The organism is Dokdonella sp., from assembly GCF_049593775.1.
Lineage (GTDB): Bacteria > Pseudomonadota > Gammaproteobacteria > Xanthomonadales > Rhodanobacteraceae > Dokdonella.
The window spans coordinates 1-12,647 of record NZ_JBAWHJ010000328.1; the positions used below are offsets into that span (position 1 = coordinate 1).

Genomic DNA, 12,647 nt, shown 5'->3' on the forward strand with positions numbered 1-12,647 from the left:
CGCACAGTCCCTGTGCTTCAGGTGCGCGAGTCCGCTCCGGGGTTTGCTGACAGCACTTCCGTGTGCTGGCAGCAAACTGGCCCACTTCCTGTGGGCCATCCTTCGGACTTTTCCTACGCAGCCTCGCCACGTGCGACGGGACCCTTTTAGCGCGCGTCCTGCGCGCCAGAGCCAAAGCCCCTCATCCCCCTGCGGGACCTTCGCCCGCTGAACGGGAGAAGGAAGATCAAGTGCAAACCCCGACATAGCTGGGAGCTGCTTGTGCTTCGTCTTTGCTGTGCAGGAAGCACAGTAACCGGGGCCCCTATGTAGCGGCGGTGGGGCGTAGGCAAAGCCCGAAGGGTGGCTCGCATGGATGCGAGCCAGTTCGCTGCCAGCACACGGATGTGCTGTCAGTGAACCTCCGGAGCCGCGCCGCGAAGTCGGAGGGCAGGAGCCCGGAGACCGCTGCGTCGGGGTGGCCTTCTCTTGACTCCGGGCTCCTGCCCTTCGCCCTACGGGCCGGCTTCGCCGTTCGCGCTGCTCCTGCAGCGCAGTGGTTACTTTTCTCTTGGCCACGCAAGAGAAAGTGACTCGCTCGCCCGGAGGCGAGTGAAAAAAGGCAGGGATGCCGCGCCGCGAAGCGGCGTATGCATCAACAAGGGGCGGAGTCGTGGGGCTGCACGACAACTGCATCGGGCCATCTTCAAATCGGGGCCTCGAGAATTCCTCATCGCGAAGCGGTGTCAAAAAAGCAGTATTCGCAGCAGGAATGCCACCCAACCAAAAACCCAATCAATCCCCAGCCTGAGCCCACTCACCCTTCACCCGCCCAACAACCCGAACACGCTCCTCCCGCATGGCCTCGGCAATCGCCGGACCCTGCAAACCCGCGGCAACGAATTGTGTGGCCTTCACCTCGCAAAAAGCGGCGAACGCTGCGTGCAAGTAGTCCCCTTGCGGGTAGTCGGATTCAGAGAGCCCAAGACGCCCGCGCTTGTCTGCTTCACAGACCGTGATGAACTGTTCGACCCGTAGCGGCTTGCGAAAAGCATCGAGTTTCTCGAACACGCCGAGCAACGTCTCCGGTCGCAATTCAAACGCGCGATGGGCGAGCAGATGCAGTCGGCAACACAACACCGCCAGCTCGGCATGCTCGCTGGGCACGCGCAAGCGTTCGGCCAGTGCTCGTACCGGCGAAACGCCACGCTCCTCATGCATGATGTGCTTCGGCAATTCATGCGCCGGTGTAAGCGCCTTGCCGAGATCATGCGTCATCGCGCAGAAGCCGATCAGGTCATCGCCAGGAGCCAGCCTGGCGGCCAAGTCGACCACCATCTCGTTGTGCACGCCGGTATCGATTTCCGGGTGGTACTCGGCCCGTTGCGGAACGCCGTACAGCGCATCGACTTCCGGGAACAGCACCTCCAGGGCACCACAACCGCGCAACGCGCGCAGGAACGCGGAAGGTGTCAGCTCGCCGAGGGCCTTGCGCGTCTCCGACCAGACACGTTCAGGGACCAGATGATCAACCTCGCCCGCGGCCACCATCTCGCGCATCAGACTCATGGTTTCGTCAGCGATCGTGAAACCGAGCGAGGCGAAGCGGGCGTGGAAGCGGGCAACGCGCAGTACGCGCACGGGATCTTCCGCAAATGCTGCTGACACATGACGCAATACGCGGGCGTCGAGATCACGCTTGCCACCATAGGGATCGACAAGAGTGCCATCGTCGCCCTCGGCCATCGCATTGATGGTCAAGTCACGGCGTTCGAGATCCTCCTCCAGCGTTACCGAAGGGTCGGCGTTGAAGCTGAAGCCGTGATAGCCGGGCGCAGTCTTGCGCTCGGTCCGGGCCAGCGCGTATTCCTCGTTGGACTGCGGATGCAGGAATACCGGGAAGTCCTTGCCGACAGGACGAAATCCTTCGCGCAGCATGGCATCGGGCGTGGCGCCAACGACGACAAAATCAATGTCGTGTGATGGCTTGCCCAGCAATCTGTCGCGGACAGCGCCGCCGACCTGATAGATCTTCATCGTGCAATTGTGCCAGAGCAACTATTGCTGCGTGCGGCGTTGCTCGCGAAAGTGATCCATGCGTTGTTCGTGCACATTTGTGCCGAGCATTGCCGGCACAATCATCTCCATCGGTGTCGATACGATGCCCAGTTCGCCGAGGCCATCCCTTTCACCGACCGAGTCGATCAGCAGCGAGCGGAAGTTGTCGCGCGAGATTGGTTTGCCGGGCAGCCATTCGCCGATACGTGCCTGCACATAGCCAAGCGAGTCAGGCAAGCCGATGACCCGGCAGTGCCTGCCGGTCAGCTCGGCGGTCCAGCGTACGATTTCACGAAGGCTGATCACGCGCGGGCCGAACAGCTCATAGCTGTGCCCAACCGAATGTGGGTGCGCCAGCGAACGTGCGAATGCTTCGGCGACATCACCTACGTAGACCGGCGCAAATTTCGCATCGGCTCGTGCCAGCGGCAACACGGGTGCAACGCGTATCAGGGATGCGAATCGGAAAAACAGGCCATCGCCGCGGCCGAAGATTACCGACGGCCTGAAAAGAGTCCAGTCCAGGCGCGAGTCACGCACGCGGGACTCCGCATCGAATCGGGTGCGCAGGTAGTGGCTTGCACCCTCACCGGCACGTAGCGCGCTCATCTGCAAAAGCCGACTGACGCCCGCTGCCTTGCAAGCCGCGATCACCGTATCGGTCAGCTTGACGTGGGCCTTGTGGAAGCCGCTTCCATCCGAACCTCGTTCGTTGAGGATACCCACCAGGTTGATCACGGCATCGGCGCCCGCGAGTTTCCGGGTCAGGTTTGCCAGGTCGTGCACGTCCGCGTTCTCGACACGTACGCGCGGCAAGACGCCAAGCTCACGATTGAGTTCACGATTGCGAGACAGCACGGTGATCTGGTGTCCATCTGCATGCAGGCGGGGAACCATGTGGCTGCCGACAAAGCCGGTTCCTCCGAGGATGACGATCTTTCGTGGCTTCATCTGCAACTCTCCTGAACACTGCTGCCGGTTGATCTCTTCCAGGCGGATCGCGGAAGGAACGTAGGATGGATTTGCATCGTCCAAGTCTGCAGCCTACCCTGATTGACGCTGGCAGCAGTGCAATTTCTCAGCAGATCGAAGAAGCACTACAGCGTGCCCGGCTTCTACCCGCTATGCGAGGGCAGATTGCACTGGTATTCCACCAGGTTCGAAAGGGACATGCGGGACCTCGTCGAATCCTGGAACGACGCCGCTCGGCGAATCGCTGTCGACGAAAGACTGGCCTTTCGCCTGCGCTGATGAATTCGGCGCGCGCTCAGGGCGCGACGGATTCGAAGCCGTTGGCAAAGATTTCGTCTGAGAGCCCGTCCAGTCGGTAGGTGGACACGGCGACATCACTGCCTGCGGCAACAAGCGCCGAGCCATCCGGATTTGCGTAGACGGCCAGTTGATTGTATTGGCCCGCGTTCAGGCCGAGTGGCTCCGAAGCTGCGCCCATTGCTCCGCTTACTCCGTCGAAGGAATACAGCTTGCCATTGATGGTGACCGCCAGATCGTGGATCGAAGCACCCGGTGATTGCGCGATGGCGCGGACTGGATAATTGTTCTGGAGATTCAGTTCGCGCAGCAGGTTCCTCGTTTCCGCATCGAAAAACGATATCGAGTAGTTGTTGAACAATGCCAGTTCCGGCCCGTTCGCACCGTTGGGCAGGTAGGTGGCCCCGGCAATTCCATTCGGATACGGCAAGCTCCAGCTCAGCAGATGGCTTTGTGCGTCATACGCACGTACGCTGCCGTTCATCACGGCGACCAGTAGCTGGTTGCCATTGCTGGGCATCTGCAAGGCGCCGACGCAATTTCCAGACATCGCGACAGAAGACCAGATCTGGGAATGGTTGGTCGTATCAAACAAGCGCAATCTCGATTCGGAAGTGCAGGTCAGCACGGCATCGGTTTGCTGATTGCCGTTGAGGTCGATCGTGGCCATTGCTTCGATCAAGACATAGTCAGGGAGATCGCTATTGGTGCTGCCGATACCCCACAACGCGCTGCCATCGACTGAACTCAGCGCGACAATCTTGTTCTGGTCGGAATAGTAGCCACCGCCGGCAGCGATGATCGCCGGCTGGGCCTGGCCTTCAAGTTGCGTGACTTGCAGGTTCCTGACGGAGTACATGCGGAAGTTGGGGTCGGTGGCACTGGACCGCCAACGCACGGCGCCCGTGTTCGAATCGACGCGCATGATGGTGCCGTCACGGACAATTGCACTGGCGGATCCGAAGATCAGGTCGAGCGTGCCCGCATCGGCGATGAAGCCGCCGGCCATGTAGGGGCCGGGCACCTCCTCCGGAATTGCAAATTCGTCTACGCCGCTGCTGGCATTGAAAACGCGGAAGGGGTCGCCCCGTTCGTAGCCCGGCGCTCTGCCAACAGCGATCTCGATGGCTGGATCCCCGTCGAAATCGGCTGCGGCGAGCTGCAATATCGAGCTATCGCCAAAGGATGTGCGGACTGATTGCGTCTGCACATCAATAATCTGGACCCCGGACGGAAAATAGTAGGTGGCCGTGATCAATTCATCGATCTGATCACCGTCAATGTCGGCGACCGTCGTCGAGCGCGCGTCGATATCGATCATGTCCCACAGCGGGGACCAGAGCTGCCCCTGAAACATGACGAGGTTATAGCCAAATGCTGCAAATCGAGGATACGAGCCGCCAAACCGGCCATGCTGGACCTGCTCTCCAAAGCCATCTTTGTACTCCCATTCAAGGGCGTGTGTTGCACCATCGATGACCTTGCCCGGTGCACCAGTAAGCACTATTTCGTACGCAGGGTCGGCGTCAAGCTGCGCGATGTTCAATTTTGCATAGTAGTTGGACGGCGTGGCGACCGTCCAAAGCTCGGCACCGTTGTTCAGGGAATAGGCCTTGAGTGCCGCGCCTGAATAGGTGCTCGTTGCAATCAGTTCAAAAATGCCGTCGTTGTTGACATCGGCAACCTGGGCATCGTTGAAATCGACGTAGTTTTCGAGTCGGATCTCGCGCTCAAGCGTCAGCGGCCAGCCGCCATATATGCTGATTGAATTGCTCTGTGCATATAGCAGATGCGCACCGGCCGCGTCGGTCCATGTCGCCAGATTCGGGGCTTCGTAGTACTGGTCACCAATATCCGGAATGATGACTTGCTTGATCTTCCAGCCCAGGCCCGCCTGCACACCGACAATCTGGATGACACTGCTGTAGTCGAGGCTGCCTGGCACGACGATGTCCGGTAGGCCGTCGCCATCAAAATCCGCAGTCGGCATGTCGTTGGTGCGGTTGCTGCTGAAGTAGCCGGGCACGATGGCGCTGACCTTGCTCAGGTTAGCTGCCCCTGATTCTGTGGCGATGCCGCTAAAGGCAAGGAAACACGCCAATACAGATACCAGCAATCTGGCGGTGTCGCGCCGATCTCGCAGCACGACCGGGCTGCATCCGGTGCAATTCGAATTCATTCCGTTGATCTCCACAAAAGTCCGGTGGCCAAGGCGCCACTGGGTAATTATATAGAGAACTACAGAATTTGTTCGTGACCCACGTACGTGCGCGAACCTGCATCGCTGGTTTTCAACTGGGCAGTGCTATCACGGGTCGCCTTGCGATCCGGACCCGGGCTCGGCAGGAGCGGAACACACCACCGTCTTGCGCTGTGCATCGTCCTTTGGCGCCTTGTAGGGCTGGCCGATCTTGGGCAGGCGGGTGGCGACCGGGATCACTTTTCCGTTCAGGCGCCAGTCGTAGAGGACGCTGAACGCGAGCACGCGCGCCACGTATTCGCGGGTTTCCTTGTACGGGATGGTCTCGATGAAAAAATCAGGTTCGAGGTCGGGGCGGGCGGCGAGCCAGCGTCCGACCGGGGATCCGCCGGCGTTGTAGGCGGCGCTGGCCAGCCATGGGCTGCCCTGGTACTGGCGTGCCATCTGGGCGAGGAACAGGGTGCCGAGCTGGATGTTGAGGCCGGGTTCGAACAGGTCGCTGGGCTTGGAGTAGGGAAGCTTGGCCGAGTTCGCCACTTTCTTGGCGACGCCTGGGAGCAGTTGCATGAGCCCGTAGGCATCGGCATGTGAGCGTGCGTCGCTCATCCAGGCGCTTTCGGCACGGATGATTGCGTAGGACCAGGCAGGATCGACGCCGGCTTCGCGTGCGACGCGGGCAACCCGTGGTTTTTGCGCCAGCGGGAAGCGCTGTTCGTAGTAGGTCAGGGTGTCATTGGAAGACGAAAGCAGGAAAATCGGGCTGTCGTACCAGTCATTGCGATAGGCGAGATCCGCCGCCAGCAGCTTCTCCTGCGGATCGAGCTTGGTCAGCGCGAATTTCCATTCCCGTCGCGCCTGGGTGAGGTCACCCATGGCCTGGAATTCGAGTGCGCGGGCCAGGTCCGGCTGTGCGGCGATGGCCTCTTCGGCGTTCCTGGTTGCATTGATCGTGGATGGACAGATCGAATACGGCGCGCTGATCCAGTCGGCGGCGAGGAAACCATGGAAATTGGCTTCCTTTGCAACTGCCGCGAATTCGGGCGCGGCCTCGGCTTCCCGATCAAGCTTGCTGAGCATGCGCGCGCGCAGGTAGCGCCAGCGAGAGTCTGCCAACTGCTCCTCGCTCATCGCGTCGAGTGCGGCCAGCGTCTCGCTCCAGTCCTGGTTCGCCAGAGCAACACGTACACGCCATTCGCGTGATGTGTCGTCCTGCGCATCATCCGGCAAGGCCTTCAGCCTCGACAGCGCATCATCGCCGTAGTTGGTTGCGCGATAGATGGCGATTGCATTGTCGACTCGGTTCTTCTGTTGGGGAGACCACGCGAACTTGCCCTGGAGCTGGTCCCAGCGCGCTTCAGCGGCAGCGCTGTTCTTGCGTGCGAATCGATACATCCCCAGCGAAATCGCATCCCTGTTCTGATCGGTGTCGGGCCAGCTGGCCGCATTGGCAAGCACGCCGGCAGGATCGCGCACGCTCGAGGCGATGCGGTTGGCCGCCGTCTTGTCACTGCCGCTGAGCAAGTTGGCGATGATGGAAACCGTGCCGGGGTTGGCGGCTTCTGCTGCCGCCTCGATGCGCTTCCAGATTTCGGCATCACTGAGCTCGCCGTTCTGGCGTGCCCAGGTGAACAGCGGCTCGCAAAGCGACGGTGTCGGTCGTGGCTGCATCCACAACGACTCGATGTCTGTTGCGTATGTCGGCTTCTCTCCGGCTGCGATGCGGGCACGCTGGTTGGCGCAGCGAAGGTCTAGGGCCTGACTCTCCACCCACAGCGAACGGAAGGTCGCCCAGTCGCCCTGTTTCGCCAGTTCGCGCAGCGTCGTTTCAGACAACGTCCTGGCGACCAGGGTATCCGGCCAGCGCTTGGCAAATGCTTGAACCTGGGCCGTGGAGGGCTTGCCCTTGCCGCGTTCGAGCAGGGCCAGTTCGACATAGGGCAGCAGCGGATAGTCACCCAGATCGACCACGTACGGTTTCCAGGCATCGGCCGGCCCCCGCTCGATGGCGTTCATGGCGTTCCGGTAGTGCTGGCGTTGCTCGCTCTTGTCAGCCGCGGCTGCGGTCAGGCTGCTGGCGCCGATGGGAAGCAGGCAGAGTGTGGCTGTGCGAAGGAGCAGTGCTGCGAATTTTCGATTTCTCATCCGGCCAGTGTATCGCGGCGGTGGAAGGCGCCCCAAGGGACAAGGCGGAATGGTGGGCCTCTCGTTCAGGTCCGTTCAGACGGGCGCGGTCAGGCAGGCGGTTGGCCGGACGAAGCCAGTATCGGGAATGGCACCCCTGTGCGAACCTGCGACAGCATGACCAGGGCCGGATTTCGATTCGTCGGGTGATTCGGGGCGTGCCGGCAGGTGCAACAGCTAGAATTGCTGAACTTCGCTGCAAGGAATGGTTGCAAACTTGAATGCCATGGCCCTGTCCGCTGCAACTTCGGTAGCCGCGCTGGACGCCTTGCACCATGTGCTGGGCGGGAACCTGATCGATTGGCCGGCTGATGGCCGCGTGCTTTTCCTGCGTGCCCGCGATGGTCATTGGTGGTACGGACATTCGCGCAAGGAGTGGGTCTGTCAGCAGGGATTCAAGCCCTTCGCAACCGCACTGGAACGCTCCGGACTTCAGGTGCGCGACCCGGCAACGGACGAGAAATTCCCGTTGGTGCTGGTGTTGCCGCCACGGCAACGCGACGAGGCCAGGGCCTTGTTCGCCCGGGCACTACAGCACTGTCTCCCGGGAGGAACCGTGGTCGCCTCCATGGCGAACAGCGAAGGCGCTCGATCCGGCGAAGCCGACTTCAGGAAGCTGGTCGGGTCCGCGCAGGTCATCTCCAAACATCACTGTCGGGTGTTCTGGAGTACCCCTGCCGAAAACGACATCGATACAAGGCTGCTTGAGGAATGGCTGGCGCTGGATGCACCGAGAGTCGTCGCCGACGGACGCTACCTGAGCAGGCCCGGCCTGTTTGCCTGGAACCGGATCGATCCGGCGTCTGCACTGCTGGTTTCGCAGTTGCCGCACACTTTGTCCGGTCGCGTCGCCGACCTCGGATCTGGCTATGGATATCTGGCCGGAGAAGTCCTTCGCAATTGTGCCGGGGTCACCGCGATCGATCTTTATGAAGCTGAGGCGCGGGCTATTGAACCGGCGCGCCGCAATATGGAAGCTGTTCGGCTTGAACGCCGCAGCGATGTCGATATCGATGTCCACTGGCATGATGTAACGCAGGGTTTGCCACGCCGGTACGATGTCATCGTCAGCAATCCTCCGTTTCATCAGGGGCGCGCTGATCAGCCCGAACTCGGGCAGGCGTTCATTGCGGTTGCCGCCAATGCGCTGAACCCGTCCGGCCGCCTATGGATCGTGGCGAACCGGCATTTGCCCTACGAAGCGTCACTGCGATCTCGCTTCGCCAATGTGGAGACACGTGTGCTCAAGAGTGGATTCAAGGTTTTCGAGGCCAGCGGAGTGCGCGCATGAGGCTGGTCAGAATGATTGCCAACCTCGGCTATGGCAGCCGCCGGGAAATCGCGATGATGTTTCGCGAAGGTCGTGTCACCGATGCGCAGGGTGATGTGCTGTACGCGGATGACAAGCGCGAGCATGCCCACATCCGTGTTGACGGTGAGCCGCTCGACCCGCCCCAGGGATTGTGTCTGATGCTCAACAAGCCTGCGGGGGTGACCTGCTCGACCAAGGACAGCGGTCGACTGGTATACGACCTTTTTCCCGAGAGGTTTGCCTTGCGCAATCCCAACTTGTCCACGGTGGGCCGGCTTGATCGTGAAACCACGGGCCTGCTGCTGTTGACGGACGATGGCGGATTGCTGCATCGGATCATTTCACCCCGATCACAGGTCGCCAAGGTCTACGAGGCCGAGTTGGCCGAAGAGCTGCGCGGGGATGAGATCGCGAGTTTCGCCAGCGGCACACTCATGCTCGAATCCGAGCAGACACCGCTGTTGCCGGCCGAGCTCCAGTTACTGGCACCGCGCCGGGTGCGTCTGACCTTGCACGAAGGGCGCTACCATCAGGCGCGACGGATGTTTGCTGCTGTCGGCAACCACGTAGTGCGATTGCAGCGCGTGGCGGTAGGTGGCCTGACTCTCGGTGCGCTGCAGGAAGGCGAATGGCACATCCTCAAGCCGGACGAGACACAACGCATATTCGACACCGCGGTGGAGCCGACGTGAATCCAGCGACCGCCACTCACATCCAGGCCGAGGGTGATGGCGAGATCATCGCGCGCACCCGGCATTGGATCGAGCGCGCCGTAATTGGCCTCAATCTGTGTCCGTTCGCGCGTGCGCCCTTCATCGCGCAACGCGTTCGCTACCGGGTCAGTGAAGCACGGGACACGGGCACCCTTCTCGATGAGCTATGTGGTGAGTTGCAGAGCCTGCGCGCAGCCGATCCGGTCGATTGCGAAACCAGCCTGCTGATCATTCCGCATGTGCTGGCCGATTTTCTCGAATTCAACGACTTCCTCGACGAGGCCGATGCGGCGATCAAAGTGCTGGGCCTGGAAGGCGAGATCCAGGTGGCCAGTTTCCATCCGGATTACCAGTTCGCAGATGCTGCCGCGGACGATATCGAGAATTTCAGCAACCGCTCGCCGTTGCCCATGCTTCACCTTTTGCGCGAAGCGAGTATCGAGCGCGCGGTCGACTCGATGACTGACAGCGATGAGATCTACAGGCGCAACATGGTCACGTTGCGCACGCTGGGAGTCGAAGGCTGGGCTGACTTGTGGCGTGATCCCGGCGAGGGCGCGTAACATCGGCTGCAGCAGACGGCGGCGTTTTGCCGCTGGCGGCATCCACTTTCCTGAAGGGGGAGGCGTGAAAAGGCCAGCATCCCGGATCTGGAATCGGCCGCAGGCTGGCTATGGCGCCTGTCTGCTAGCCATCCTCGGGATCTGGTTGCTGCTGGCGAGTGCTGCTGAAGCCGCCGTGCAGCCGGTCGTGCTCAAGCCTGCGCAAGAGATTGTCGCGCTGGCACCGGGGACGGAATACCTGGTTGATTCGGATTCCAGCGCGAGCGCCGAAGATGTATTCCGGCGAATTTCCAGCAATGACTTCAAGCCTTTGCCGCACGGCAATGCCACCTTCGGCTTTGTCGACGGAAGTTACTGGTTCCATGTTCGGCTGATCAACGAAAACCCGCTCGCGCATCGACGCGTGCTCGTGCTTGGCTATGTACTGCTCGATGAAATCGATGTCTACGTGCGCCGAGCGGATGGTTCGATCTCGCACGCGGCCTCGGGCGACTTTCGTCCGTTCAGCGATCGCGCCTACAGCTACCGGGAGCCGAATTTCAATGTAGCGCTTGCCGACTTCGAGCAGGCCGACCTGCTCGTGCGTGTCCGCAGCAAGAGCTCCATGCAGGTGCCATTGACGCTGTACACGCAAAGGGCGTTCTTCGAGCTCGCCCGTGATTCGCAGTTCAGTGTCGGGATCTACTACGGCATCCTGCTCGCCCTTCTTTTCTACAACCTGATCCTGTTCTTCACGTTGCGTGACTGGAACTACTTCTTCTATGTTCTGCACGTCACCGGCACGGGCCTGGTCCTGTTCTGCCTGAACGGACTGGCCTTCGAATTTCTCTGGCCGCAATCCCCCTGGCTGGCCAACGTAGCCATTCCCATGTCGCTGTCGCTGGCGATGTTGTGCATGCACCAGTTCGTGCGCTGCTTCCTCGATCTGCGTACACGCCTGCCTGCAGGCAATCGCGTACTCCTGGGGTTCGTCGCTTTCTACGCCGTCATGCTGGTCCTGTCGATGTTCGTCGACTACCGGATTGCCGTCTGGGTGGGTACGGCTGCCGTGTTTCCTGGAACTGCGGCCATTCTGGTCATCTCGGTGGTGCTGGTTCGTCGCGGCGACGTCGCGGCACGCATATTCCTGTTCGCGTGGAGCATGCTGCTGGTCGGGGCTACGGCCTATGCGATGGTTTCCTTCGGCCTGTTGCCGCAGGTCTGGATGACCGAATACGGCATCCAGCTCGGTTCTGCACTCGAGATGATCCTGCTGTCGTTTGCGCTGGCGTACCGCTTCGTCGTGCTGCGCGAAGAGAACGTGCGCATCGTGCAATCGGCCAGGGACGAGCTTGAACATCGCGTGGGTGAGCGTACGCGCGAGCTCTCGACCACGCTTTCGGAGCTGGCGATCGCCAATGATCGGCTGCGCGAATCCAGCCTTCGCGATGGGCTGACTGGCGTCTACAACAGGCGCTACCTTGATGGCGCATTCGAGAGCATGGTTGCGGAGTGCCGCACCCGTTCACGATCGCTCGCGGTCCTGGTTGCTGACATTGACCACTTCAAGCGGGTCAATGACGAAGCCGGCCATCTGGTCGGCGATGACTGCCTGCGCATGGTCGCCGACCTCATCGAAAAGCTGGTCGGAGCGGATGGCAGCGTTGTCCGCTACGGCGGCGAAGAATTCGTGGTTATCCTGCCCGGATTCGACAAGACGGCCACGCGAGGCCTGGCCGAATCCATCCGGATCAAGCTTGCCGAATCACCACTGCTCAGTCAGGGCGAACGCCTGCATCTGACGATCAGCATCGGTGGCGTCGTCAGCATGGCGGGCGAGAATGATTCCGCAATGGACTTGCTGCAGCGCGCGGATGCAGCCATGTACCAGGCCAAGAATGACGGGCGCAATCGCGTCGTGGTCGCCTGAGAGTCAGGCTTCCGGCAAAGGTGCCCCAAGACGCAGGGTTTCCGGGAGGTGGATCGTGGCGGCGATCGGCAGGTGATCGGAAACCAGCTGGGGCAGGGTCCTCAACTCGTCGACCTTGAGCGACGACGAGGCAAGGATATGGTCAATGGCGCGATTCGGTGCCCAGCTCGGGAACGTGGCTGGCGGATTTTCCGGCGGCTGCAGCGATGTGCGTGCGAACAGGTTGCGCAGCTCCGGGCTTTCGATTGGCGTATTCAGATCGCCAAGCAGCAAGGTGTTCGGGTGGCCCTCGAGCAGTTCGGTGATATAGCCCAGTTGATGTGCGCGCGCTTGCGGCCCGAGCGACAGGTGCGCCACCAGGATCACCAGGGAATCCTTGCCATGGCCATAGCGCGCGAAAAGTACCCCGCGGCCTCGAATTCGCCCGGGCAAGGGGAAGTCGAGTACTTCCACGGGTTTGTAT

9 protein-coding genes are annotated in these 12,647 nt (G+C 61.1%); 4 read left to right on the forward strand and 5 right to left on the reverse strand.

All coding sequences use genetic code 11. The features are described 5' to 3' along the window. Window positions 1-774: 774 nt before the first annotated feature. From WBP53_RS11445 to WBP53_RS11460, 4 genes are all read right to left on the reverse strand, one after another. Window positions 775-2,016, reverse strand: a complete 1,242-nt coding sequence (locus WBP53_RS11445) for a multifunctional CCA addition/repair protein (RefSeq protein ID WP_423929013.1) — start codon at window positions 2,014-2,016, stop codon at window positions 775-777. Between the two features lie 21 nt (window positions 2,017-2,037). Then, on the reverse strand, window positions 2,038-2,988 hold the full coding sequence (locus WBP53_RS11450; protein ID WP_423929015.1) for a complex I NDUFA9 subunit family protein: 951 nt from the start codon (window positions 2,986-2,988) through the stop codon (window positions 2,038-2,040). A 316-nt stretch (window positions 2,989-3,304) separates the two neighbouring features. After that, window positions 3,305-5,485: a hypothetical protein gene (locus tag WBP53_RS11455; RefSeq protein WP_423929017.1), complete on the reverse strand. Its 2,181-nt coding sequence runs from the start codon at window positions 5,483-5,485 to the stop codon at window positions 3,305-3,307. 129 nt (window positions 5,486-5,614) lie between these two features. Then, window positions 5,615-7,648 (reverse strand): transglycosylase SLT domain-containing protein, encoded by a 2,034-nt coding sequence (locus WBP53_RS11460; RefSeq protein ID WP_423929019.1) that lies wholly within the window; start codon window positions 7,646-7,648, stop codon window positions 5,615-5,617. Window positions 7,649-7,913: 265 nt separating this feature from the next. Here WBP53_RS11460 and WBP53_RS11465 point away from each other — a divergent pair, with 265 nt between their 5' ends. The 4 genes from WBP53_RS11465 (at window position 7,914) to WBP53_RS11480 (ending at window position 12,184) form a co-directional block, all read left to right on the forward strand. Continuing rightward, entirely contained in the window at window positions 7,914-8,978 is a 1,065-nt protein-coding gene (locus WBP53_RS11465) for a class I SAM-dependent methyltransferase (protein ID WP_423929021.1), read from the forward strand. Then, entirely contained in the window at window positions 8,975-9,691 is a 717-nt protein-coding gene (locus WBP53_RS11470) for a pseudouridine synthase (RefSeq protein ID WP_423929023.1), read from the forward strand. The genes WBP53_RS11465 and WBP53_RS11470 overlap by 4 nt, the downstream gene beginning before the upstream one ends. Beyond that, window positions 9,688-10,275 carry a DUF1415 domain-containing protein gene (locus WBP53_RS11475; protein ID WP_423929025.1) on the forward strand — a complete coding sequence of 196 codons (588 nt, stop codon included), beginning with the start codon at window positions 9,688-9,690 and terminating at the stop codon, window positions 10,273-10,275. Before WBP53_RS11470 ends, WBP53_RS11475 begins: the two co-directional genes overlap by 4 nt. A gap of 64 nt (window positions 10,276-10,339) precedes the next feature. After that, window positions 10,340-12,184, forward strand: a complete 1,845-nt coding sequence (locus tag WBP53_RS11480) for a sensor domain-containing diguanylate cyclase (RefSeq protein WP_423929027.1) — start codon at window positions 10,340-10,342, stop codon at window positions 12,182-12,184. Between the two features lie 3 nt (window positions 12,185-12,187). Here WBP53_RS11480 and WBP53_RS11485 read toward each other — a convergent pair. Beyond that, window positions 12,188-12,647, reverse strand: a 460-nt coding sequence (locus WBP53_RS11485) for an endonuclease/exonuclease/phosphatase family protein (protein ID WP_423929029.1), incomplete at its 5' end; no start/stop codon positions are given.

Bases quoted from the DNA above. Each gene is read 5' to 3' on its own strand.
- WBP53_RS11445 (WP_423929013.1), bottom strand. From the start codon at position 2,016: ATGAAGATCTATCAGGTCGGCGGCGCTGTCCGCGACAGATTGCTGGGC.
- WBP53_RS11450 (WP_423929015.1), bottom strand. From the start codon at position 2,988: ATGAAGCCACGAAAGATCGTCATCCTCGGAGGAACCGGCTTTGTCGGC.
- WBP53_RS11455 (WP_423929017.1), bottom strand. From the start codon at position 5,485: ATGAATTCGAATTGCACCGGATGCAGCCCGGTCGTGCTGCGAGATCGG.
- WBP53_RS11460 (WP_423929019.1), bottom strand. From the start codon at position 7,648: ATGAGAAATCGAAAATTCGCAGCACTGCTCCTTCGCACAGCCACACTC.
- WBP53_RS11465 (WP_423929021.1), top strand. From the start codon at position 7,914: ATGGCCCTGTCCGCTGCAACTTCGGTAGCCGCGCTGGACGCCTTGCAC.
- WBP53_RS11470 (WP_423929023.1), top strand. From the start codon at position 8,975: ATGAGGCTGGTCAGAATGATTGCCAACCTCGGCTATGGCAGCCGCCGG.